The sequence below is a fragment of the Caulobacter sp. LjRoot300 genome (assembly GCF_964253875.1).
GTDB lineage: Bacteria > Pseudomonadota > Alphaproteobacteria > Caulobacterales > Caulobacteraceae > Caulobacter.
In genome coordinates this window covers 78216-101816 of record NZ_CAXUSA020000008.1, presented here as the reverse complement: position 1 = coordinate 101816, position 23601 = coordinate 78216, and the positions used below count along the sequence as shown (strand labels likewise).

Here is a 23601-nt window from a genome sequence, read left to right as displayed (position 1 = left end):
TATGGCGACCGATCGCCGTTCGCTCCTGGGGCTGGGGGCCCTGGCCCTGGCCGCGCCGACCCTGGCCCGCGCCCAGGCGTCCGCCGCTCCCTCGACGATCGAGGTCATGGACCTGTGGCCCGGCAAGGCGCCGGGCGGCGAGAAGGTCACGGTCACCGAGCAGGTGATCCTGCGCAAGCCCGGCGGCGATCCCAACGACACGGCCTTCCTGAACGTCACCAAACCCTGGCTGACGATGCGCCGGCCGGCCAAGCCCAATGGCGCGGCGATCCTGATGATCCCGGGCGGCGGCTATATCCGCGTGGCGGTCAGCAAGGCGGGCGGACCGATCGACGCCTGGATCGCCGACCAGGGCGTCACCGCCTTCGTCATGGACTACCGCCTGCCGGCCGACGGCTGGGCGGCGGGGCCGGACGTCTCGCTGCAGGACGCCCAGCGCGCCATCCGCCTGATCCGCGCCAATGCCGGCAAATGGGGTCTGGACCCCGAACGGATCGCCGTGACCGGCTTCTCGGCCGGCGGCCACGTCGCCGCGCGGCTGGCCACCCGCTTCGGCGTCGAGACCTACGCGCCCGTCGACGCCGCCGACCGCCTGTCGACCCGGCCGGCGGCGGCGGGCCTGTTCTATCCGGTCGTCACCATGACCGCGCCCCATGCCCACGGCAGCTCGCTGAAATCGCTGCTCGGGACCAACCCGACGGACGCCCAGCGCCTGGCGGTGTCGGCCGAGCACGACATCCCTGCCGACGCCCCGCCGACCTTCATCGCCGCCGCGGCCGACGACAAGGTGGTTCCAATGGAGAACAGCCTGATGATGTTCCAGGCCCTGCGCGCCCGGAAAATCGCCAGCGAGCTGCACGTCTTCGAGTCCGGCGGCCACGGCTTCGGCCTGACCGGCCCCGCCGGCGTCGCCATGCCCTGGCCAGCCCTGCTGGACGCCTTCCTGAAGCGGCACGGCCTCTACGCATGATCACCGCGCCCTTCGACGTCCGGGCGTTCGGCGCGACGGGCGACGGCGCGACCCTGGACACCGCCGCCATCAACGCCGCGATCCAGGCCGCCCACGCGGCCGGCGGCTGCGAGGTTGTGCTGCCGGCCGGGCGCTGGCTGTCGTTCTCGATCCGCCTGCTGAGCGGCGTCGCCCTGCGGCTGGACGAGGGCTGCGTGCTGGAGGCCGCCGACCCGGCCCGTCACGCCGGTGCCTACGATCCGGCCGAGCCCAATCCGTTCGACCTCTACCAGGACTTCGGCCACAGCCACTGGCGCAACAGCCTGATCTGGGGCGACGGCGTCGAGGACGTCGCCATCGTCGGCCCGGGGATGATCGACGGCGCCGGCCTGACCCGCGAGGGTCCCGGCTCGCGCTGGACGCGCCAGGCCGGCGAGTTTCCGGTCAGCATGGCGGGTCTCTCGCCCGAGGAGATGGCGATCCTGGTTCCCGATCTGGAGACCATGGCCGGCCAGGGCAACAAGACTGTCGCCCTGAAGAGCGCCCGCCGCGTTCGGCTGGAAGGCTTCACCATCTGGCGCGGCGGGCACTTCGCGGTGCTGGCCACCGGCTGCGACCACTTGGCGATCAGGAACCTGCGGATCGACACCAACCGCGACGGGATCGACATCGACAGCTGTCGTCACGTGACCATCGCCGACTGCCGGGTCAACACCCCCAACGACGACGCCATCGTGCTGAAGAGTTCGCTGGCCCTGGGCGAGCTTCGCTCCACCGAGCGGGTCGAGATCACCCGCTGCCACGTCAGCGGCTTCGACCTGGGCACGATGCTGGACGGGACCGAGGGACGGACCCAGCAGCTGGCCCCCGACCAGGACCGCGTCACCGGCCGGATCAAGCTGGGCACCGAGTCCAACGGCGACTTTCGCCACATCGCCATCCGCGACTGCGTGTTCACCCGCTCGCGGGGGCTGGCGCTGGAGACCGTCGATGGCGGGACCATCGAGGACGTCGCGATCGACAACCTCGTCCTGCGCGAGGTGACCACCGCCCCGCTGTTCCTGCGCCTGGGCCATCGGAGTCGCGGACCGGAGGGGACAGGCCGCGGGGCCATGCGGCGGATCAGCGTGCGCAACCTGACAGCCTTCGACATCCTGCCCGACTACGCCGCGACGATCGCCGGCCTGGAGGGCGACCCGATCGAAGACGTCACCCTGGCCGACATTCGACTGGTCTATGCCGGCGGCGGCGAGACGGACTGGGCGCGGCGGCGTCCGGACGACATGGCCCAGGCCTATCCGGAACCCAGCATGTTCGGCCCGACCCCCGCCCACGGCCTCTGGGCCCGGCACGTGACCGGCCTGACCCTGGACAGGGTGCGGATCGAGACCCTGAAGCCCGACCCCCGCCCGCCCATCCTGCTGCAGGCCGTGCACGGCGCGCGGTTCAGTCGGCTGGACCTGACCTGGCCGGAGGGCGCCGAGCCCATCGTCTGTGAGAACGTTTCCGGCCTGGTCGCCGAGCCGCCCCGGCGATCGGCGCTGGCGACCGTCGAAGGAAACCCTCGGTGAGGCGTCGCGCGATACTGGGCGGCCTGGCGGCCCTGGCCGCGGGCCCGGCTGTCGCCGCCTCGACGCGGCCGCCCCGACCCGGGCGTCGCCTGAACACGGACGACTTCCGCCACGGCCTGGAGCAATGGGCGCTCGAGGCCGAGAAGCCCGCCAAGGTCAGCGCCCTGGACGGCGTGCTGGACATCGACACCCCCGCCGGCCTGACCCTGTGGTTCCGGCCCGAACTGGTCGGGCCGATGCTGATCCAGTACCAGGCCCAGGCCGTCTCGGCGGGCGGTCCCAACGACCGGGTCAGCGACCTGAACGCCTTCTGGATGGCGCGCGACGCCGACGGCGGCGGCCCGCTGGCCACGCCGCGCACGGGGGCCTTCGCCGACTACGACACCCTGAAGACCTATTATGTCGGCCAGGGCGGCAACGGGAACACCTCGACCCGCTTTCGCCGCTATGTCGGCCGTCCGGGCGAGCGGCCGCTGCTGCCCCGCCACGACCATGCGGCCGCCGACGAGATGCTGTTTCCCAACCGCTGGCAAACCGTGCGGCTGGTCGCCGACGGCGGGCGGATCCAGTACTGGAACGACGACCGCAAGCTGTTCGAGCTGGACGACGCCGAGCCCTATACGCGCGGCTGGTTCGGCCTGCGCACGACGTTCAGCCACCTGCGGGTGCGGCGGTTCAGGGTGTACGCGCTGGGCCATTAGCCCTCACCGGCGACCGTAGGCGGAAAAAGAAAAGGCCGCGCCATGCCGGCGCGGCGTTGAGTCATCCTAGATCGTGATCCGCGAAGGCGGCGATGGCGAAGGACCCGGGCTCGACACCGGACCTTCGCCACGCCATCTCGTCCTAGAACTTCGCCGTCATGCCGACGAAGAAGCGGCGGCCGAAGTAGCCCAGTTCGGTCAGGCGGATGTCGCCCGCCGTCGAACGCTCGTCTTCCTTGGTCAGGTTCTTGCCTTCGACGAAGAACGACAGGTTGGGCGCCCAGCTGAAACCGGGCTTCACGGTGACCTTGCCGTCGAGATAGCCGGTCGAGTCGCGATAGACCGGCTGGAGCGAGTTGTCGGCGGCCGACACCAGATACCGGGAGCGGTAGTTGTAGGCCAGGCGGGCGTTGAACGGGCCCTTGTCGTACCACAGGGTCAGGTTGGCGCTGTCCGAGGACAGGCCCGGGAACGGCAGGGGCGAGCCGTCCAGCTGCGAGAAGAGCCGGACGTTCTTGGCCTTCTGGTAGGTGTAGTTGACGTCGACGCCGAAGCCCGAGAGGAAGCCCGGCAGGAAGGTGAAGGCGGTCTTGGCGGTCACTTCGACCCCCGAGATCTTGGCGCCCTGGCCGTTGATATAGGTGTTGTAGTTGTAGAGCTGGCCGTCGCCATAGACGTCGCGCTTGCCGATCAGGGTGCGCGACGAGACGTAGAACGACTCGATGTCCTTCTTGAACAGGCCGACCGACACCTGGGTGTCCTGGTTGGGATAGTATTCGAAGCTCAGGTCGTACTGCTTGGCGCGATAGGGCTTCAGCTCCGGATTGCCGGCGTTGCAGCTGGGCTCGTCGAACTCACCGTTGGCGTCGGGCGAGGCGTCGGTGGTGCAGGCCACAGTCGGCATCAGGAAGTCCATGCGCGGACGGGCCATCAGGTCGGCGAAGCCGGCGCGCGCCGACAGCTTGTTGGGAATGAACCACAGGCCGACGTTGAAGCTGGGAAGCCAGACCGTGTAGTCCTTGGTCATCTTGCCCAGGGAATTGCTCAGCGTGTAGGTGGTCGTCCCGTAGGTGGCGCTGCGGCTGGAGACGCCCTCGCCGGTCGTCTGGGTGTGGACCCGGCGCCAGCCGAAATTGCCGTCAACCTCGTAGCTTCCCAGCGGGAAGTCGTAGTCGAACTTCAGGTAGATGGCGTCTGTCTTTTCCGCGATGCGATACGGAAACTGGGCGTGGGGCTTGCCGTCGCTGCCGACGGTGTTCTCCAGGTTGTTCAGGTTGAAGTGCGAGGTGTCGAGGTTCTTCGACACCTTGTCGAAGTCCGGATAGTTCCAGCTGGTCGGGATCGAGCCGCCGCCCCAGTAGAAGTCGCTGGACAGCGGGGTCATCGCCGAGCCGAACAGGGCGTTGGAGAAGCCGCGCGACCAGGTCTCCGTCGAGGTCCAGTAGCCCGTGGTGCTGGGAGCCCCCAAGGTCGGATCGGTCTGGTCGGCCAGCTGGGTCGCCAGGACCCCCGCCGTCGAGTTGACGGCGTTGGAATAGATCACGGTGTCGTCGAGCAGCGACGAGGGATTGGCCCCGCCATCGAGGATGAAGCCGCCGTAGCCGTAGCCCTTCGTCGAAAAGTCGGTGGCGCGGCCGCCGAACTCGATCTTCTTGATGAACGGCAGGTTGGTCTCGTAGTCGAAGTCCAGCTTGTACTGTTCTTCCTTCGATCCGTTGTTGGACGGGCGATACTGGATCTGCCACTGGCGGATCGCCGAGGCGTCGCTGGGGCTGTAGCCGCTGGCGAAGGCGAACGACGGATTGCCGGTGGCCGGATCGAGGGTCACGGTCATGCCGGGCGTGTCGAAGCTGACGCTGACATTGTTGGTCTGCGACACGGTGCTGGTGTCGGCCTTGGAGCCCTGGAACTCGATCTGCAGGCGGTCGCCGCGATAGTTGGCGCCGAAGTTGTAGTAGTTGCTGGTGGTGTCGTACTTGAAGTCGCGGGCGCTGATGCCGAAGCCGTTGTTGCCGCCGGCCCCCGTGGTGTTCACGCAGTTGCCCAGCGTGTAGCCGATGACGTTGTGGTTGGCGTTGACCTTGACCGCGCTGGCCGTGGTGTTCGTCGACGAGCAGGTGGTGGCGGTGGCCGTGTTGCGCAGGCGGTTGGCCGTGGTGAAGTCGGTGCCATAGTTGATGTCGTTGAGGGTCTGGGTGCGGTCGTTGCGGTTGTAGCTGACCCAGGCGTCGATCTTGTCGGTGAAGCGGTACTGGGCCGTGAACTCGGCCGAGATGCGCTCGTCGTTGCGGGTCCAGACGCCGTAGCGGGCCGTGCGCGGCGCGTAGTCGTACCATTGCGACAGGCAGGCGTTGCGCAGGTTGGTGGTCGAGATCTGGGTCGAGTCGGGCGTGGTCAGGCCCGAGCAGCCGGCGGCGGTCGTGACGTTGCGCGCCAGGTCGTTGATCTGGGAATTGTAGGCGCTGCTGTAGTACGGGACGGTCTTGTCGGCCGAGGCGTCGAAGTCGGCGAACCGGCCCCACGACGAGTTGCGGACATAGTCGCCGCGGGTGTCGACGTCGTCGTAGGTGACGTTGGCCATCAGGCCGAGGCGACCGTCGAACAGGGTGGTGGCGGCGAAGATATTGCCGCGCGGCTTCCAGGTGTCGGCCGTGTCGAGGTTTTGGGCCGACGCGGTCAGCGACAGGACCGGCTTCTTGAAGTCCAGCGGCTTGCGGGTCTTGACCGAGACCGTGCCGCCGACGCCGCCTTCGGTCATGTCGGCGGTGAAGCCCTTGAACACGTCGATCGACTGGACCAGTTCCGAGGCCAGTTCGCGGAAGTCGTTGGACCGGCCGCCGCCGCCGTAGACCTGCAGGTTGCCGGCCGTCGACAGCGTGCTCATGCCGTTGATCTCGACACGGTTCAGGTCGGGCTCGACGCCGCGGATCGAGACCGCGTTGCCTTCGCCGAAGTCGCGGGCCAGCTGTACGCCGGTGATCCGGCCCAGGGCCTCGCCGACGTTCTTGTCGGGGAATTGGCTGATGTCCTCGGCGACGATCGAGTCCGAGATCGTGCCGTTGCGCTTCTTGCGGTTCATGGCCGACTGCAGGCTGGCGCGGGTGCCGACCACGACCACCTCGTCGATGGTGTTGACCTTGTCCTCGGCCTGGGCGCCCGCGCTCTGGGCGTGGGCGCCGGTGGTGAAGGCCAGGCTGGCCGCCAGGGCCAGCAACGATGTGGTGGCGACGGCCGCCCGACGGCCGCGAGTGAATGCAAGCATTGAGTTCCCTCCCTCTAACCAGGCTTGGGGCCTCCCGACGAAGGTCCCCGGACGCCTTACCGGCCCCGCGGCCCTCCTTGCTCGGACGGCTCGCGGCGCTCGGCGGCGCATTTCTCATACAATAGGAATAATTCCATATATTGAGATGTCAACGCAATTTGTGGGAAGACAGCCGTTTCGTTCCATGGTGTAAGTTCGACGCAACGCTCGCGAGGCGGCCCAAGCGCTGATCCGAAGGCCGCTAAGAACGGTCGCCACGAGCCGGGAAACGGGGAAACCAAAGGGGTTCGACGCATGAGCAAGCGTGGTGAGAACCGGGGCGCGGTGACGGCCCTGCTGTGCGCGACGGCGCTGTCATCGGCGATCACGCTGATGCACGACCCGCAGTATCGAGCGGCGATCGCCTGGCGGAACACCGCCTACAACCAGCCGCCGCACACCAGTTTCTATCTCGGCGAGGGCATGAAGGCCCCGCCCCGTCCCGACATCCGGACCCAGTGAGACCGCCGATGAAAGCTCCCCTCCTCTCCGCCCTGGCGCTGGCCTTGATGGTGCTGGCGCCGTGCGCCCACGCCCAGGACGTCGTCACCCGGCCCAAGCCGGGCGCGCCCGAGCCGCCGCGTGAATGGGTCGACAAGGACACCGGCCACCGGGTGATCCGCCTGTCGGACAAGCCCGGCAGCGGCAGCCTCTATTTCAACTTCAACGGCTACACGCCCGACGGCGCGACCCTGGCCATCAGCACGCCCGACGGGATCTCGGGCGTCGACCTGAAGACCCACGCCCTGCGTCCGCTGGTCGAGGGCAAGGTCCGGCTGCTGTTCGTCGGCCGCAAGACAGGCCAGGTCTACTACCAGCGCCTGGTCGAGGACGGCTCGGGCGTGGTCGAGGCGGTCGATCCGAAGACCCGGGCGGTCCGCCAGGTCGCCAAACTGGCCAAGGGCGTGGGCATCCAGACGATCAACGCCGACGAGACCCTGCTGGCCGGGGTGGCCAACCGCACCGACGTGCCGATCCCGCCCAACCTGATGGACGCCCTGCCCCGCAATCCCGACGACGTGAAGGGGCCGGACGGCCGCGCGCTGTCCTACGCCGAGGGCCGCGAGGTCCAGCTGAACGCCCGCCTGGACAGCCGCATCCCGATGGAGATCTTCACGATCGACACCGCCACGGGCGAGCGCAAGGTCGTGCACCAGGCGACCGACTGGCTGAACCACCTTCAGTTCTCGCCCACCGACCCGCACCTGCTGATGTTCTGCCACGAGGGCCCCTGGCACAAGGTCGACCGCCTGTGGCTGACGCGCACCGACAAGCCTGGCGCGGCGCCGGTCAAGATCCACACCCGGACCATGAACATGGAGATCGCCGGTCACGAGTGGTTCAGCGCCGACGGCAAGACCGTCTGGTACGACCTGCAGACCCCGCGCGGCGAGGACTTCTGGGTGGCGGGCTACGAGATCGCCAGCGGCAAGCGCACCTGGCTGCACCTGGACCGCAACGCCTGGTCGGTGCACTTCAACACCTCGCCGGACGGCAAGCTGTTCGCCGGCGACGGCGGCGACAGCGAGATGGTCGCCCACGCGCCCGACGGCAAATGGCTCTATCTGATGCGCCCGCGCGCCATCCCCGACGTCGCCGGCATCCACGCCCCCGGCTCCGAAACGCTGGTCCAGCCTGGCGTGCTGGACACCGAGAAACTGGTGAACATGAAGGACCACGACTACCGGCTGGAGCCGAACGTCAACTTCACCCCCGACGCCAAGTGGATCGTGTTCCGCTCCAACATGCACGGGGCCAACCATGTGTATGCGGTGGAGGTGGCGAAGGCGGCTCCGTAGATCCTCCCCCTCTGGGGGAGGTGTCGGCGCAGCCGACGGAGGGGGGAGTGATCGGCAGACGACCACAACCTGGATCGGCGATCCTAATACTCCCCCTCCGATCGCTAGGCGATCGCCTCCCCCATAGGGGGAGGATCTTGGGCCGGCGGCGTCACGGCCGGCGATAGATCTCCGCCTCGATGATCCCCAGACCGCCGCCGGCCGCCACCTTCTCGGCCCCTGTGTCGAGGCCGGCCTTGGCGCCGGTGATCTCGACGATCTTGCCGAAGGCGTCGCGGTCGACGGTCGGGCCGGTCAGGGCGATGCGCAGCCTGCGGCCCTTCACCGGCTTCAGCGGCAGGGTGACATAGCCCAGGCTCTTGGCCGGCGCGCCTTCGTAGACCGTCGCCCCGTCCACGGTGATCCGCAGCGGGTACGAGCGCAGGCGCCAGCCGATCAGCTTCAGCACCACCTCGTCGACCACCTGGGGCCTGTCCAGCTGGTACTCGATCCAGGCGTTGGCCAGTTGGCCGTCGCTGGCCCAGTGCGTGGTCTCGTCGTCGTCGCGGGCCAGGCCGACCGTGTCGAGGTTCGAGCCGGCCAGGGTGGCGACGGGCTTGAGGGCCACCCGGCGAACCTTGAACGACGGCGTGGCCGGCGTCGGGCCCCGCGCCAGGCTGACGGGCAGGAGCGGCTCGACCGCCAGCGGCGCGGCGACGTCCAGCGTCACGGTCGCGGGCTTCAGCCCCTGAGCCCGCGCCGTCACCGTGACCTTGCCGGCCTTGAGGGTCGAGCGCAAGGATACGCGGTTAATCCCCGCCTCGACCGGCAGGGTCCGGGACAGGATGTAGTTGTCGTCGCCGCGCGAGGCGCCGGCGTAGGAGGTCACCCCGTCCACCGTATGCGCCCCGGTGACGACGTCGCCCGTGGGCGAGGCGGGGGCCTGAGTCGGCTTGGCGCCGCCCTTGGAGTCACCCTGGGCGATGCCGCCGCGCCATTCGGCCGGGCCGGCGAGGTCGAAGGTCACCAGGTCCAGGGCGGTCGGCACGCGCCGGCCTTCCGCGTCCACCGCCTCGACATCGACCAGGGCCAGGTCTGCGGCGTCGGCCCGCCAGCCGGACGGACCGACGCGCGGCGTCAGGCGCAGGGCCACGGCTGGGCCGGTGGTGACACGCTCGTCCGACGAGACGACCTTGCCGGCGGCGTCGCGGCCGACCGCCCGCAGGGTTCCCGGCGCCCAGGCCACGGCCTTGAAGGTGAACAGGAAGCCGTCCGACTTAGCACCCTTGCCCAGCGACCTGCCGTTCAGCAGCAGCTCGACGCTGTCGGCGCTGGAGACCACCAGCACGTCCTTCACCGTGCCCGGCGCGTAGTTCCAGTGGCCGATGATGTGGCTGCGCGGGCGCTCGACGTCGACCCAGCCGTCCCACATCACCTGGTGGGCGTAGAAGCCTTCCTTGGGCAGGCGCATGGCGTCGACCTCGCCGCTGCGGCGGTAGTTGTTGTCGCCGCGGAAGTGGGTGTTGCTGTCGGAGAAGATGATGTTGACCCCGCCCGAGCTGACGCGGTCGCCGCCGCCGGGCCGCTCGCGCCAGTAGTCGAACCAGCGGCGCACATCCTCGGCCGCATGGCTGTCCTGGTTGCGGTTGTAGTCAGGGCTGTCCTTGTGGAACGGCGGGGTGAAGTCGTCCTGGAACTTCCGCGCCGCCTCGTCGCGGGAATATTCCATGGCCCAGACCGGCTTGGTCCCGCTCTTGTTGATGTACAGCATCTCGCCGCCGTACTCGGCCACCTTGCTGGCCAGCATCTCGCGCGAGCCGATGGCGCGGCCGCCATGCGGGTCGAACTGGTCGCGGATCGCCTTCAGCTCGGCCATGTGCGCGTCGCTGATGTTCTCGTTGCCGCCCTCGTAGAACAGGATCGAGGGGTTGTTGCGGAAGCGGACGATGGCGTCGCGCATCACCTCGATGCGCTGCTCCCAACGGCGGCCCGTGACGTCGCTCTCGGCGTCGCCGGCCGGCATGGCCTGGGCCAGGCCCACGCGGTCGGCCGACTCCACATCCTGGGCGGCGGGGGCGATGTGCATCCAGCGCACCAGGTTGCCGCCGCTCTCGACCATCAGGGCGTTGGAGAAATCGCTGATCCACGGCGGGATGTCGGTCCCAAGCGCCGGCCACTCGTTACTGGTGCGCTGGGCATAGCCGTGCACCTGCATGACCCGGTCGTTGAGGAAGATCATGCCGTTCCTGAACTGCGTCTTGCGAAAGCCCGTGCGGGTGACGACCGCGTCAACGCTGGCGCCGTTCTCCACCAGCTCGGTGGTCACGGCGTAGAGATAGGCGTAGCCCCAGCTCCAGAACTTCAGGTCCTTCAACGGCGCCTGGGCGGCGATCGTGCGGGTCTCGCCGGGCGCCAGGGTGACCATGGGACCGTCGAACGCCCCGGCCGGCTTGCCGTCGACGTCCTTGAGGCTCACCCGGTAGCGGAACGTGCGCGGCCGGTCGGAGGCGTTGCGCACCTGCGACTCGGCGTGGACCGTCGCCGCGCCGCCCTTGATGTCGAACGCGTCGGCCCAGACATAGACCCCGGTCGTGCCCAGGCTGGAATACAGCGGCAGGGTCTGGTGTAGGCTTCCGGTCAGGTGCAGCCGCACCGCCCTGTGGATCCCGCCGTAATTGACGTTGAAATTGTCGTTGTTCCACTGGAAGCCGCTGCCGGTGGCGCGTTCCTTGTACTTCCAGTCGCTGTCGACCCGCACCGCCACGACATTGACGAACGGCGCCGGCCTGAGCGCCGCGGTGGCGTCGACGCCGAACGCCGTGACGCCGTTCTCATGGCCGCCGACCAGGACACCGTTGACATAGACCTCGCCGGCCTGGCGCACGCCCTCGAATGCGATGAACGCCTTGCCGCCGGCCGCCGGTCCGATGGTGGCCGGCAGGACCAGGCGCTTGCGGTACCAGGTGATCCCGCCTTTCAGGTCGTGGATGTCGACCTTGAAGGCCTCGTCCTCATTCCAGGCGCGCGGCAGGGTGACGGGCCTCCAGGCGGCGTCGTCGAACTCCGGCCGCTCGGCCCCGGCGATGTCGCCGGTCGCCATGCGCCAGCCGTCGTTGAAGGGCCGATTGATCCGCGAGGCGGCCGCGGCCGGGCTCGCCAGCAGCACGGAGAGGCACAGGGCGGCGCACAGCCTGCCCAGGATCGACCCCGAAAGGATGCGCCGCATCGATCTGCCTCCGATTGGCCAGGCCACTTCAGGCCTTTCGCCACCTGTGGCTTGACACCCGGTCGACTGTCAAGATATTCTCATTATATCGAATGATGTTCCACATTGTGGAACGTCAGGCGTAGGTCTTGGACTTCTGTCCATTCCTCCTCACACACGACTCGCCCGTTCTTCCCCCCATCCGGGCCAGCGGGGCGCCGCAAGGCGCTCCGCTTTTCTTTTGCCGTTCGCCGGGATGAGCGGGTCGAACGGAGGGGCCCTACCGCCCCGGGCAGCGCGGACCGCCGAGGATCGGCTGGTCGCCGGTCGAGGCCGGATGGACATAGGTCGAGACGGGCAGCTTCAGGAACGCCAGGCGGCCAGCTACCAGCGAGGCGGCCAAGCGCGCCCCGCCCTCGTTGATGTGGGTGGTGTCGGTGTTGCCGTTCGGATAGCGGGCGACGCCGTCCTGCGGCGTGTAGATCAGATAGAAGCCGCGCGACCCGGCCTCGCCCCGCGCCTGCTGGGCGCCCATCATGTCAGCGTCCAGGTCGATCAGCGGCGCGCCCGTGGCCCTGGCCACGTCACGGACCGCCTGGGCGTAGGCGCCGTGGGTCTCCTGAACCCGGTCGCCGAGGAAGACGTGCTTGGCGATCGGCGTCATCAGCACCGGCTGGCCACCCTTGGCCCGCACGTCGGCGACGAAGCGGGTCAGGTTGTCGGTATAGGCGCCCTTGGGGTCGGTGAAGCGGACGATCTTCACCCGATCGGCGTCGTTGTGGCCGAACTGGATCAGCACGGTGTCGCCGGGCTTCAGCTTGTCGAGCAGGCCCGTCCACAGCCCCTCTTCGATAAAGGTCTTGGTCGAGCGGCCCCCGCGCGCCAGGTTCACCACCTCGACGCGGGGATCCAGCGAGCACTTCAGCACCATGCCCCAGCCCATCTGCGGATAGGCCGAGGCGCCGTAGTTGGCGGCGGTGGAGTCGCTGGCGATCAGGATGCGCGCGACCGGCGCCTCCATGGCGGCCGGCGGCGGCACGTCGGTCAGGTCGGGCCTGGGCGCGCCCGGCGCCGAGACCTGGGCGAGAGCCAGGGTGGCGGTCAAGACCAACGACACGACGCTCATCGGTCGACCTTCGCCAGGATCGAGCGATCGATCTCGGCCAGGCTGTTGACGCCGGTCAGGGCCATGGCCACCCGCATCTCCTTCTCGATCAGGTCCAGCAGCTGGCTGACCCCCGGCCCGCCGCGCGCGGCCAGGGCGTAGATGAAGGCCCGGCCCAGCAGCACGCCCTTGGCGCCCAGGGCCAGCATCCGCACCACGTCCAGGCCCGAGCGCACGCCGCTGTCGGCCAGCACGGTCAGGCGGTCGCCCACCGCCTCGGCGATATCGGGCAAGGCGCGGGCCGAGGACAGCACCCCGTCCAACTGCCGGCCGCCATGGTTGGAGACCACGATGCCGTCGGCGCCGATGTCGGCGGCGGCCTTGGCGTCCTCGGGATCCAGCACGCCCTTGATGATCAGCGGGCCCTTCCACTGGTCGCGGATCCAGTCGAGGTCCTTCCACTGGATCGAGGGGTCGAAATTGGCCCCCAGCCAGCCCATGAAGTCCTCAAGGCCGGAATTGGCGCCCAGCACCGGAGCGACATTGCCCAGGGTGTGGGGCCGGCCCATGACGCCGACATCCCAGGCCCAGGACGGCTTGAACACCGCCTGCATTAGGCGCCGCGCCGCGGCGTTGGGACCGCTCATGCCCGAATGGGCGTCGCGGTAGCGGGCCCCGGGCACCGGCATGTCGACGGTGAACACCAGGGCCGTGGCTCCGGCGTCGGCGGCCTTGGCCAGCAGGTCGCGCATGAAGGTCCGGTCGCGCAGCACGTAGAGCTGGAACCAGATCGGCGCGGGGCTGGCCTTCGACACCTCGGCCAGGTCGCAGACCGAGACCGTGGACAGGCAGAACGGCACGCCCTTGGCGGCCGCGGCCTTGGCCGCCTGGCACTCGCCGCGGCGGGCGTACATGCCCGTCAGCCCCACCGGCGCCAGGGCGACCGGCAGGGCCTGGTAGTGGCCGAACAGGGTGGTCGACAGGTCGACCTGGGAAACGTCCTTCAGCACCCGCTGGCGCAGCGACAGGTCCGCCAGATCCAAAACGTTGCGGGCCAGGGTGCGCTCGGCATAGGCGCCGCCGTCGATATAGTCGAACAGGAAACGCGGCAGCTTGCGCCGCGCCGCCTCGCGAAAGTCGGTGGTGGAGGAGACGATCACGGAGCTACTGCAGGTTCACGAACGCGCCGCCGTCGACCAGCAGGGCCGCGCCGGTCACGTACTTGGCCAGGTCCGAGGCCAGGAAGACGATCGGCCCGGCCAGGTCGTCGGGCTCGCCCAGGCGGCCCAGCGGGATGCGGCCGGCCATGTATTCGCGCTTCTTGACGTCGGCCAGGTCTTCCTTGTTGATCGCCGTCTCGATGGTGCCCGGCAGCACCGAGTTGCAGCGGATGCCGTACTTGCCCAGCGCGATGGCGGTCGACTGCATCAGGCTGTGCACGCCGGCCTTGGTCGGGGTGTAGTGGGTCTGCATGCCGCCGCCGACCAGGGCGCTGATCGAGCTGACGGCGATGATCGCCCCGCCGTCGCCCTGCCTGACCATCTGGTTGGCCGCGGCCTGCACCATGTAATAGGCGCCGAACAGGTTGACCTTCATCGTCCGCTCCATGACCTCGGGCGGCATGTCGAGGAAGGCGTGGAACGGGCAGATGCCGGCGTTGTTGACGAACACGTCGACCCGGCCGAACGCCGCGACGGCGGCGTCGACGAAGGCCTGGGCGGTGGCGACCTCGGCCACGTCGCCCTTCACGGCGATGGCGCGGCGGCCCAGGGCCTCGATCTCGCGCACGGCGTCGGCCGCGCCGGCTTCGTCGGAGTGGTAGTTGATCGCCACGTCCGCGCCGTGCCGGGCGCAGCCGATGGCGGCGGCCTTGCCGATCCCGCCCGAGGCGCCGGTCACCAGCACCACCTTGTCCTTCAGAAGCATCGTTCCTCCACTCTTACGCTTGAACAGGCCGCCTATCGCTTGGCGGACGTCCGCTTCTCGTTCCATCCCAGTTCGAAACTGATGGCGTTGGCGCATTGGCGCACGTCGTCGGTCAGAGTCGCCATGCGGTCGTCGTCCATGTACTGGGCCGCGCCCGAGACGCTGATCGCCGCGACGATCTGGCCGCTGGGCCCGCGGATCGGGGCGGCCACGCAGCGGATGCGGTCCTCGTTCTCTTCAAGGTCGAAGGCCACGCCCCGCTTGGCGTAGTCCTTCATCCAGGCGATCCACTGCTCTTCGTCGGGACCGTGCTCCGAGCGCGGGCCCTCCTTGCGATAGAGTTCGCGCCAGCGTTCCTCGGTGTCGTCCAGCACCAGGGCCTTGCCCAGGCCCGTCGAGCGGATCGGCTGGCGGTCGCCAACGCGCGAGCTGATGTTGATCCGCCGGCGGCCGGTCAGCTTGTCCAGATAATGGGCGCGGTCGTCTTCCAGCACGCCCAGGTGGACGGTGTCCTCCAGCTCTTCCCACAGCTTTTCGAGATGCGGGCGGGCTAGGCGCGGCAGGTCCATCTGCTGGCCGGCCAGATAGCCCAGCTCCAGCAGCTTGGAGCCCAGGCTGTAGCCTTCGCGCGGAGCCTGGGACAGCAGCCGACGCTCGACCAGGGCGGTGGCCAGGCGGTGAGTCGTGCTGCGGGTCAGGCCCAGGCGCTGGGCCAGGGCGGGCAGGCCGATGGTGCCGGAGTCGGCGACCACGTCGAGCAGGTCCAGGCCCCGGAACAGCGTCTGGCTGCCGCTGGGCGCCTTGGCTCCGGAGTTGTCTTCCTTGGCTGCCACTGAGGCTCCCCTTGACGCGTCACGTTTCATTTTGTAGCACTCTCTCTCATAATATGGTACCTAACGCAAGCGGCGAAGGTGACGATCCGGTCTCCGAAAGTCAGGGCGCGCCACCGTGTCATAGGACGTCCCGGGGAGGTAGGCGCGACCTTTCAAAGTCTCGCCAAGCATGTCGAAGGCCTTTGCCTCACGATACGCCCTTCTCTTCCTTTAAGTTGATCGCTTCCTTGCAGGAAGTGCTTGGGCTGGAGCTGGTTTTTCCCATGCCGTTTCCCCTTATCCGGCAGGTTCGGGCCTATGTCGTGCGCGGCGGCGGAGCCGACTATCACGACCAGGGCGAAGGTCACTGGATCGACGACCACATCGCCACGCCGATGTCGCGCTATCCGGAATACCGCCAGAGCCGCCAGAGCTTCGGCATCAACGTGCTGGGCACGCTGGTGGTCGAGATCGAGGCCGCCGACGGCACGGTCGGCTTCGCGGTGACCACCGGCGGCGAGCCCGCCGCCTACATCGTCGAAAAGCACCTGGCCCGCTTCCTGGAGGGCCGCGATCCCACCGAGATCGAGAAGATCTGGGACCAGATGTACTTCTCCACCCAGTACTACGGCCGCAAGGGCCTGGTGGTGAACGCCCTGTCCGGCGTCGACCTGGCGCTGTGGGACCTGCTGGGCAAGCTGCGCGGCGAACCCGTCTATCACCTGCTGGGCGGCAAGGTCCGCGACGAACTGACCTTCTACGCCACCGGCGCGCGGCCCGACCTGGCCCAGAAGATGGGCTTCATCGGCGGCAAGATGCCCCTGCACCACGGTCCGGCCGAGGGCGAAGAAGGCCTGCGCAAGAACCTGGAAGAACTGGCCACCATGCGCGAGCGCACGGGCGAGGACTTCTGGCTGATGTTCGACTGCTGGATGGCGCTGGACCTGAACTACGCCACCAAGCTGGCCCACAAGGCCCACGAATATGGCCTGAAGTGGATCGAGGAGGCCCTGAGCCCCGACGACTACTGGGGCTATCGCGACCTGAAGAAGAACGCCCCCAAGGGCATGCTGGTCACCACCGGCGAGCACGAGGCCACCCGCTGGGGCTTCCGCATGCTGCTGGAGATGGAGTGCTGCGACATCATCCAGCCCGACGTCGGCTGGTGCGGCGGCATGACCGAGCTGGTCAAGATCTCCAACCTGGCCGACAGCCGCGGCGTGCTGTGCATCCCGCACGGCTCGAGCGTCTACAGCTACCACTTCGTGGTCACCCGCCATAACAGCCCGTTCGCCGAGTTCCTGATGATGGCCCCCAAGGCCGACGAGGTGGTCCCGATGTTCCACCCGCAGCTGATCGGCGAGCCCGTGCCGGTGAACGGCAAGCTGAAACTCTCCGACGCCCCCGGCTTCGGCGTCGAACTCAATCGCGAGGTCGGTCTGCACCGGCCTTACGCCCGCTGATCCTCCCGAAAGACCAGAGCCATGAAACTCCTGCGTTACGGCCCGCGCGGCGCCGAAAAGCCCGGCCTCCTCGACGCCGAGGGCCAGATCCGCGACCTGTCGGGCCACGTGTCCGACATCACCGGCACGGTGCTGTCGCCCGAAGGGCTGGCCAAGCTGGCCGCCATCGACCCGGCCACCCTGCCGGTGGTCGAGGGCTCGCCCCGCTACGGTGTGCCGATCGGCAATGTCGGCAAGTTCCTGGCCATCGGCCTGAACTTCGCCGACCACGCCAAGGAAGCCGGCCTGGAGCCGCCGCCCGAGCCGATCTTCTTCACCAAGGCGACCTCGTGCCTGAACGGCCCGAACGACGACGTGATGCTGCCCAAGGACGCCCTGAAGGGCGACTGGGAGGTCGAGCTGGGCGTGGTGATCGGCAAGCGCGCCCGCTATGTCGAGCAGAGCGAAGCCCTGGACTACGTCGCCGGCTACGTGCTGGTGAACGACGTCTCCGAGCGCGCCTTCCAGAAGGAGCTGGGCTCGCAGTGGGACAAGGGCAAGGGCTGCGACACCTTCGGTCCGGTCGGCCCGTGGCTGGTCACCGCTGACGAGGTCGGCGACTGCCAGGACCTGGACATGTGGCTGGACCTGAACGGCAAGCGCATGCAGACCGGCAACACCAAGACCATGATCTTCGGCGTCGCCGAGCTGATCGCCTATATGAGCCGCTTCGTCACCCTGGAGCCGGGCGACATCCTGACCACCGGCACCCCGCCCGGTGTCGGCGAGGGCCAGAAGCCCGACAAGATCTTCCTCAAGGCCGGCGACGTCATGCGCCTGGGCATCGAGAAGCTGGGCGAGCAACAGCAGACGGTCGTCGCCTGGACCAAGGAAGGCGTCGCTTGAGCACGCTCTACGCCAATCCCTATCTTGGCCGCTTCTCCGGCCGCACGGCGGTGATCACCGGCGGGGCCTCGGGCCTGGGCAAGGCCGTGGCCGCGCGCATCGTCGCCGAGGGCGGCCAGGTCAGCCTGTGGGACCTGGACGCCGAGGGCCTGAAGGCCGCCGCCGCCGAGGTCGGGGCTCTGCACACGGTCGCCCTGGACGTCTCCGACGAAGCCGCCGTCCTGGCCGCCGGCCAGGCCGCCAACGCCGCGCTGGGCCGCATCGACGTGCTGGTCGCCTCGGCCGGCATCACCGGCGCCACGGCTCCGGTCCACGACTATCCCACCGACAGCTGGAAGCGGGTCTTCGACATCAACGTCAACGGCGTCTTCTACTGCTGCAAGGCCGTGGTCCCGTTCATGCTGGCCAACGGCTATGGCCGCATCGTCAACGTCGCCTCGGTGGCCGGCAAGGAAGGCAACCCCAACGCCGGCGCCTATTCGGCGTCGAAGGCCGCGGTGATCGGCCTGACCAAGTCGCTGGGCAAGGAACTGGCCACCCAGGGCGTGATCGCCAACAGCCTGACCCCGGCCACCTTCGAAAGCCCGATCCTGGAGCAGCTGCCGCCCAGCCAGGTCGCGTACATGAAGGGCAAGATCCCCATGGGGCGCCTGGGCGAAATCCACGAGAGCGCGGCCATGGTCTGCTTCATGGCGTCGGAGGAATGCAGCTTCACCACCGCCGCCACCTTCGACACTTCCGGCGGCCGCACCACGTTCTAGGGCCAAACCTTTGGGAGAAACGGGAGCGATGACCTATCTCGGCCCGATCATCGACCCGCACATGCACCTGTGGGACCTGGACCGGCACTATTACAGCTGGCTGCAGGACAGGCCGCTGCCGAACAACCCGGCCGGCGACATGTCGCCGATCGCCTACAAGTCCTATGGGCTCGACGACTATCTGGCCGACGCGGCCGGGTGGAACCTCGTCCAGACCGTCCATGTCGAGTGCGGCCTGCCGCCCAAGGACCAGCTGTCGGAAACGGACTGGCTGCAGGGCCTGGCCGACACGCGCGGGGTGATCGGCGGCCTCGTGGTCGGCGCCAACCTGGACGATCCCGGCGTCGAGCCGCTGCTCGAGGCCCAGGCGGCGCGGGCCAGCGTCCGCGGCGTGCGCCAGATCGTCAACTGGCACGCCGATCCGGCCAAGACCTACAACGACCACGACCCGTTGCAGGACCCGCAATGGCGGGCCGGCTACGCCCTGCTGGCCAGGTACGGCCTGTCGTTCGACCTGCAGCTCTATCCCTCGCAGATGGCGACCGCCGCCGCCCTGGCCGCCGCCCATCCGGACATCCCGGTGATCGTCAACCACGCCGGCATGCCCACCGACCGCGACGAGGCCGGCCTAGCGGCCTGGCGTGAGGGCCTGGCGCTTTTGGCGCAGCTGCCCAACGTCGCTTGCAAGATCTCTGGCCTGGCCATGATCGACCGCGCCTGGACGATCGACAGCCTGCGGCCCTTCGTGCTGCGGGTGATCGAGACCTTCGGCCCGGCCCGCTGCATGTTCGCCAGCAACTTCCCGGTCGAGAAGGTGCACGGGTCGTTAGGCGATTTCTATGCCGCCTATGACGCGATCACCGCCGATTTCGGCCAGGCCGAGCGGGACCTGATGTTCGCCGGAACGGCCAGTCGGATCTACCGCCTGCCGCCGCCGACGACCTGATCCACGACAAAAGCAAGAAACGGGAGGACATGATGAGCAACCACCAGGACCGGCCCCTCGCCTTCCGCATGCAGCTGAAGCCCGGCGTCGCCGCCGAATACGAGCGCCGCCACGACGACCTGTGGCCCGACCTGGCCGAGGCCCTGCGCAAGGCCGGGATCCACGACTACTCGATCTTCCTGGACGAGCAGACGATGAGCCTGTTCGCCGTGCTGCGCCTGCGCCCTGACAACACCAAGGACGCCCTGCCGCTGGAGCCGGTCATGAAGCGCTGGTGGGACTACATGGCCGACCTGATGGAGGTCCATCCGGACAACAAGCCCGTCGAATGGCCGCTGAAGCCCGTCTTCTATTTCGAGGGCTAGGGATGACCCGCCTGCCCCTCAAAGCGCTCGGCCTGGCCGCCACCCTGCTGGCGACCACCGCCTTTGTAGAGCCCGTCCGGGCCGAGCCCGCGCGCTACACGATGACGGCGTTCACCAACGCCAGTCAGTCGAACATGAGCGTCTACGACTCGGCGGACGGCACGCGCTTCACCCTGAAGAAGCCGCTGGCCTACACCCCGCCCAAGGGCCTGATCCGCGATCCCAGCGTGATGAAGCACACCGACGGCTGGTACTATGTCGCCTACACCACCGGCTGGACCGGGAACACCATCGGCCTGGCCCGCAGCCAGAACCTGACCGACTGGACCTTCCTGCGCGACGTGACGATCGAGGTGCCCGGGGCGACCAACAGCTGGGCGCCGGAATGGTTCGTCGACCAGGACGGCGCGATCAACCTGATCCTGTCGGTCTCGACCACCAGCATCGCCGGCCAGTTCCAGCCCTACCGGATCACCGCCACCGACGCCTCGCTGGCGACCTGGTCGGCGCCCAAGCCGCTGAGCGGCCTGGGTCCCAACTTCATCGACACCTTCGTGGTGCGCGAGGGCGGGCTCTACAACGCCTTCGCCAAGAACGAGACCAGCAAGTTCATCGAGCTGTGGACCGCCCCCTCGCTGGACGGTCCCTGGCAGGCCAAGGGCGTCGGCGACTGGGCCGGCTGGGGCAAGGGCGTCGAAGGTCCGGCCCTGGTCCGCACGCCCGACGGCGGCTGGCGGATCTATTTCGACGAATATTCGGCCAAGCGCTACTGGTACAGCGACAGCAAGGACGGCTTCCGGACCTGGACGCCGAAGGCCGAGCTGCCGGACCTGTCGGGCACGGTGCGCCACTTCACGGTTCTCAAAGAAGGCGGCGACCCGGCGGTCGCGGCCAAGCCGGCGCAAGCGCACCAGATCACCTGGGACAAGTACTCGCTGAAGGTCGATGGCGAGCGGGTGTTCTCGTGGGGCGGCGAGTTCCACCCCTTCCGCGTGCCCAGCCCCGACCTGTGGCGCGACATCCTCCAGAAGATGAAGGCCAGCGGCTACAACACCGTCGCCATCTATTTCGACTGGGGCTACCACTCGCCGAAACAGGGGGTCTACGACTTCAACGGCGTGCGCGACATGGACCGCGTGCTGACCATGGCCAAGGAGGAAGGCCTCTACGTCATCACCCGCGCCGGCCCCTATGTGAACGCCGAGCTGACCCGCGGCGGCTTTCCCGGCTGGATGGTCAATCAGCAGGCTCGGGCCCGCACCGACGCGCCGGAATACATCGCCGCCGCCGACGAGTGGTTGACTCAAATCAACGCCGTCATCGCCCGCCACCAGCTGACCACCGGCCAGGGCACGGTGATCGCCCACCAGATCGAGAACGAGCTCGACGTGGTCGGCGCCCCGCAGCAGCGCTACATGCGGTGGCTGGACGACAAGGCCAAGGCCGACGGGATCACCGTCCCGATCTTCCACAACGACAAGGGCCGCAACGGCTACTGGGTCCCCAAGGGCTCGAACGTGCCGGGCACGGTGGAGGGTCCCAACGACCTCTACGCCTTCGACGGCTATCCGGGCGGCAGCTGCAAGGTCGATTCCACGCCGTCGGCGCCCGGCGTCGCGCCCGACTGGGGCCTGTACGGTCCCGGCGGGGCGAAGGGCGGGGCCTCGGCCAGTCCCAACACCCCCGGCTTCGCGGCCGAGTTCGGCGGCGGCTGGTTCGACTACTGGGGCAGCAACGGCGACTATGACTGCACCGCCATCCATCGCGGCGTCGGCTACCAGCGGGTGTTCTATGGCGCGAACATCGCCAACGGCCTGACGATCCAGAGCTTCTACATGACCTATGGCGGGACCTCGTGGGGCTGGCTGCCGGCCCCGGTGGTGTTCACCTCCTACGACTACGGCTCGGCCATCGACGAGGCCCGGGGCCTGCGCGACAAGGCTCGCGTCATGAAGCAGATGGGCGAGTTCATCGCCGCCGTGCCCGACCTGCGCCGCATGGACAAGGGCGAGGCCGTCAAGCCGGCCAACGACAAGGTCCGCGTCTATCACAACGTCAACGCCGAGACCGGAAGCCACCTCTATGTCGTGGTCCACAATCCCAGCAGCGGCGTGAGCGACGAGGCCTTCACCTTCCAGGTCAAGACCCGCGACGGCGCGTACGAGGTCGCCTCGCGGATCAAGGGCCAGGACAGCAAGATGCTGATGGCCAGCTACGACCTGGGCGGCCAGCGGCTGGTCTATTCGACGTCCGAGATCCAGACGCACCTGAAGTGGAACGACGGCGACCTGGCCCTGCTGTACGGCCGAGCCGGCGAGGCGGGCGAGACGGTGCTGCGCTACGCTGCCGCGCCGAAGGTCGAGGTCCTGGAGGGCGAGGTCGCCTCCAGCTTCGACGCCGCCAAGGGCGACCTGAAGCTGACCTACGCCCATGAGGGCGTCCAAGGGGGCCTGGCCCGGGTGCGGATCACCGGCGGCGGGCGTCCGCCGCTGACCCTGTTACTGGCCGACGCCGAGACCGGCCAGACCTTCTGGCGCCGCGACACCGTGCTCGTGCGCGGCCCCGGCCTGGTGCGGAGCGACGCCGTCAAGGGCGGCGTGCTCAGCCTGACCGGCGACACCGAGACCGACAGCCCGCTGGAGGTCTTCGCGCCCAAGGCCGTGACCGCTCTTCGCTGGAACGGCGCCAAGATCGCGGCTAAGGCCACGACCTCGGGCAGCCTGTTGGCCGACAAGCCGCTGGCCGGTCCGACGCCGGTCGCAGTTCCTGACCTGGCCAAGCTGGAGTGGAAGACCGCCCCCGGCTCGCCGGAAGCCGACCCGAAGTTCGACGACGCCGCCTGGCTCAAGACCGAGGGCCGCCGCAGCGGTTCGACCGTGCGCGGCCCCACGGGCCAACCGGCGCTCGACATGAGCGCCTATGGCTTCCACCAGGGCGACGTCTGGTATCGCGGCCGCTACCAGGGCAAGCCCGACATCGACACCCTGACCCTGCACTACGGCGGCGGCGGGGCCGGCATGCTGCAGGTCTGGCTGGACGGCCGGTTCCTGGGCCAGCACGAGTTGGATGGCGGCCTGCCCCGCCCGATCACCACCGGGGTGGCGACCTTCAAGCTGCCCGAGGACCTGCGCGGGACCGGCGAGCACGTGATCTCGGTGATGGTCCGCAACAACGGCCACAACTGGGACCTGGACGCCGACGATTTCCACAAGGAGGCCCGCGGCCTGGTCTCGGCCTCGCTGTCGGGTCCGGGCAGCTACAGCTTCGCCGTTCCGATCGCCTGGAAGATCCAGGGCAATCTCGGCGGCGAGGACATCCAGGATCCGGTGCGCGGCAACGCCAACAACGGCGGCCAATATGGCGAGCGGATGGGCTGGCACCTGCCCGGCTTCCCCGACGCGGCATGGGCCAAGGCCGACATGGCCGCGACCAAACCGGCCGCAGGCACGACCTGGTACCGCACAAGCTTCGACCTGGACCTGCCCAAGGACCAGGACACCACCCTGGGCCTGACCATCGGCGATCCGAACACCCCGCGCTCGCCGGGCCGCTACCGGGTGCTGATCTTCGTCAATGGCTGGAACATGGGCCAGTTCATCGCCCATGTCGGCCCGCAGCGGACCTTCGTCCTGCCGACCGGCATCATCGACCTGCGCGGCAGGAACACCCTCGCCCTGGCGGTGACCAGCGACGGCGCCCCCGGCGACGCCCTGGAGACCGTCAAGCTCGTCACCCTGCGCACCGTGCGCGGCGGCATTGCCGTCGCCCGCGTTCCCGCGCCCGACTTCAAACCCTGACCGGACGCTCCCCCGTCCGCGCCTGAAAAGACTTCA

At 68.6% G+C, this 23601-nt stretch carries 17 protein-coding genes; 11 read left to right on the top strand and 6 right to left on the bottom strand.

Going from position 1 to position 23601, the window contains the following annotated elements; all coding sequences use genetic code 11:
• Nucleotide 1: 1 nt before the first annotated feature.
• The 3 genes from ACSQ2G_RS21740 to ACSQ2G_RS21730 are packed head-to-tail and all read left to right on the top strand — an operon-like array spanning nt 2 to nt 3221.
• Nucleotides 2-970: an alpha/beta hydrolase gene (locus ACSQ2G_RS21740; protein ID WP_436034473.1), complete on the top strand. Its 969-nt coding sequence runs from the start codon at nt 2-4 to the stop codon at nt 968-970.
• Nucleotides 967-2520 carry a rhamnogalacturonidase gene (locus ACSQ2G_RS21735; protein ID WP_436034471.1) on the top strand — a complete coding sequence of 518 codons (1554 nt, stop codon included), beginning with the start codon at nt 967-969 and terminating at the stop codon, nt 2518-2520. The genes ACSQ2G_RS21740 and ACSQ2G_RS21735 overlap by 4 nt, the downstream gene beginning before the upstream one ends.
• Nucleotides 2517-3221 (top strand): DUF6250 domain-containing protein, encoded by a 705-nt coding sequence (locus tag ACSQ2G_RS21730; RefSeq protein WP_436034469.1) that lies wholly within the window; start codon nt 2517-2519, stop codon nt 3219-3221. The genes ACSQ2G_RS21735 and ACSQ2G_RS21730 overlap by 4 nt, the downstream gene beginning before the upstream one ends.
• Before the next feature lie 142 nt (nt 3222-3363).
• Here ACSQ2G_RS21730 and ACSQ2G_RS21725 read toward each other — a convergent pair whose 3' ends face one another.
• Nucleotides 3364-6483, bottom strand: a complete 3120-nt coding sequence (locus ACSQ2G_RS21725; RefSeq protein ID WP_436034467.1) for a TonB-dependent receptor — start codon at nt 6481-6483, stop codon at nt 3364-3366.
• Nucleotides 6484-6777: 294 nt separating this feature from the next.
• On the opposite strand from ACSQ2G_RS21725, the gene ACSQ2G_RS21720 reads away from it, so the two are divergent.
• Both ACSQ2G_RS21720 and ACSQ2G_RS21715 read left to right on the top strand, forming a co-directional pair.
• A complete protein-coding gene (locus ACSQ2G_RS21720; RefSeq protein ID WP_436034465.1) occupies nt 6778-6984 on the top strand; it encodes a hypothetical protein in 207 nt (68 codons plus the stop codon).
• Nucleotides 6985-6992: 8 nt separating this feature from the next.
• Nucleotides 6993-8321 (top strand): oligogalacturonate lyase family protein, encoded by a 1329-nt coding sequence (locus tag ACSQ2G_RS21715; protein WP_436034463.1) that lies wholly within the window; start codon nt 6993-6995, stop codon nt 8319-8321.
• 151 nt (nt 8322-8472) lie between these two features.
• Here the strand turns inward: ACSQ2G_RS21715 and ACSQ2G_RS21710 are convergent, their stop codons facing one another.
• The 5 genes from ACSQ2G_RS21710 to ACSQ2G_RS21690 form a co-directional block, all read right to left on the bottom strand.
• Complete coding sequence (locus ACSQ2G_RS21710) at nt 8473-11526, bottom strand: DUF4982 domain-containing protein (protein ID WP_436034461.1); 3054 nt, start codon at nt 11524-11526, stop codon at nt 8473-8475.
• Between the two features lie 259 nt (nt 11527-11785).
• On the bottom strand, nt 11786-12631 hold the full coding sequence (locus ACSQ2G_RS21705; protein WP_436034459.1) for a rhamnogalacturonan acetylesterase: 846 nt from the start codon (nt 12629-12631) through the stop codon (nt 11786-11788).
• On the bottom strand, nt 12628-13770 hold the full coding sequence (gene lldD / locus ACSQ2G_RS21700; protein WP_436034457.1) for an FMN-dependent L-lactate dehydrogenase LldD: 1143 nt from the start codon (nt 13768-13770) through the stop codon (nt 12628-12630). The genes ACSQ2G_RS21705 and lldD overlap by 4 nt, the downstream gene beginning before the upstream one ends.
• A 4-nt stretch (nt 13771-13774) precedes the next feature.
• On the bottom strand, nt 13775-14536 hold the full coding sequence (locus ACSQ2G_RS21695; RefSeq protein ID WP_028041443.1) for an SDR family oxidoreductase: 762 nt from the start codon (nt 14534-14536) through the stop codon (nt 13775-13777).
• 32 nt (nt 14537-14568) lie between these two features.
• A complete protein-coding gene (locus tag ACSQ2G_RS21690) occupies nt 14569-15369 on the bottom strand; it encodes an IclR family transcriptional regulator (protein WP_436034455.1) in 801 nt (266 codons plus the stop codon).
• 263 nt (nt 15370-15632) lie between these two features.
• Between ACSQ2G_RS21690 and rhmD the strand changes: the two genes are divergently transcribed.
• Genes rhmD through ACSQ2G_RS21660 form a run of 6 tightly spaced genes read left to right on the top strand, consistent with a single transcriptional unit; the run spans nt 15633 to nt 23565 of the window.
• Entirely contained in the window at nt 15633-16811 is a 1179-nt protein-coding gene (rhmD, locus tag ACSQ2G_RS21685; RefSeq protein ID WP_056759691.1) for an L-rhamnonate dehydratase, read from the top strand.
• A gap of 21 nt (nt 16812-16832) precedes the next feature.
• The gene (locus tag ACSQ2G_RS21680; protein ID WP_436034453.1) at nt 16833-17696 is read left to right on the top strand and encodes a fumarylacetoacetate hydrolase family protein; all 864 of its coding nucleotides are present in this window, start codon (nt 16833-16835) and stop codon (nt 17694-17696) included.
• Nucleotides 17693-18457: an SDR family NAD(P)-dependent oxidoreductase gene (locus ACSQ2G_RS21675; protein WP_436034451.1), complete on the top strand. Its 765-nt coding sequence runs from the start codon at nt 17693-17695 to the stop codon at nt 18455-18457. The genes ACSQ2G_RS21680 and ACSQ2G_RS21675 overlap by 4 nt, the downstream gene beginning before the upstream one ends.
• A gap of 28 nt (nt 18458-18485) precedes the next feature.
• Nucleotides 18486-19403, top strand: a complete 918-nt coding sequence (locus tag ACSQ2G_RS21670; RefSeq protein ID WP_436034449.1) for an amidohydrolase family protein — start codon at nt 18486-18488, stop codon at nt 19401-19403.
• 32 nt (nt 19404-19435) lie between these two features.
• Nucleotides 19436-19768, top strand: a complete 333-nt coding sequence (gene rhaM, locus ACSQ2G_RS21665; protein WP_028041357.1) for an L-rhamnose mutarotase — start codon at nt 19436-19438, stop codon at nt 19766-19768.
• 2 nt (nt 19769-19770) lie between these two features.
• Nucleotides 19771-23565, top strand: coding sequence for a beta-galactosidase (locus ACSQ2G_RS21660; protein WP_436034446.1), 3795 nt, complete (start codon nt 19771-19773; stop codon nt 23563-23565).
• The last annotated feature ends 36 nt before the right edge of the window (nt 23566-23601 follow it).

What these genes read in the sequence shown, in the direction of transcription:
- ACSQ2G_RS21735 (WP_436034471.1), top strand. Translation starts at nt 967, where the DNA reads ATGATCACCGCGCCCTTCGACGTCCGGGCGTTCGGCGCGACGGGCGAC.
- ACSQ2G_RS21710 (WP_436034461.1), bottom strand. Translation starts at nt 11,526, where the DNA reads ATGCGGCGCATCCTTTCGGGGTCGATCCTGGGCAGGCTGTGCGCCGCC.
- ACSQ2G_RS21720 (WP_436034465.1), top strand. Translation starts at nt 6,778, where the DNA reads ATGAGCAAGCGTGGTGAGAACCGGGGCGCGGTGACGGCCCTGCTGTGC.
- ACSQ2G_RS21660 (WP_436034446.1), top strand. Translation starts at nt 19,771, where the DNA reads ATGACCCGCCTGCCCCTCAAAGCGCTCGGCCTGGCCGCCACCCTGCTG.
- ACSQ2G_RS21715 (WP_436034463.1), top strand. Translation starts at nt 6,993, where the DNA reads ATGAAAGCTCCCCTCCTCTCCGCCCTGGCGCTGGCCTTGATGGTGCTG.
- ACSQ2G_RS21695 (WP_028041443.1), bottom strand. Translation starts at nt 14,536, where the DNA reads ATGCTTCTGAAGGACAAGGTGGTGCTGGTGACCGGCGCCTCGGGCGGG.
- ACSQ2G_RS21705 (WP_436034459.1), bottom strand. Translation starts at nt 12,631, where the DNA reads ATGAGCGTCGTGTCGTTGGTCTTGACCGCCACCCTGGCTCTCGCCCAG.
- ACSQ2G_RS21670 (WP_436034449.1), top strand. Translation starts at nt 18,486, where the DNA reads ATGACCTATCTCGGCCCGATCATCGACCCGCACATGCACCTGTGGGAC.
- ACSQ2G_RS21725 (WP_436034467.1), bottom strand. Translation starts at nt 6,483, where the DNA reads ATGCTTGCATTCACTCGCGGCCGTCGGGCGGCCGTCGCCACCACATCG.
- rhaM (WP_028041357.1), top strand. Translation starts at nt 19,436, where the DNA reads ATGAGCAACCACCAGGACCGGCCCCTCGCCTTCCGCATGCAGCTGAAG.
- rhmD (WP_056759691.1), top strand. Translation starts at nt 15,633, where the DNA reads ATGCCGTTTCCCCTTATCCGGCAGGTTCGGGCCTATGTCGTGCGCGGC.
- ACSQ2G_RS21740 (WP_436034473.1), top strand. Translation starts at nt 2, where the DNA reads ATGGCGACCGATCGCCGTTCGCTCCTGGGGCTGGGGGCCCTGGCCCTG.
- ACSQ2G_RS21680 (WP_436034453.1), top strand. Translation starts at nt 16,833, where the DNA reads ATGAAACTCCTGCGTTACGGCCCGCGCGGCGCCGAAAAGCCCGGCCTC.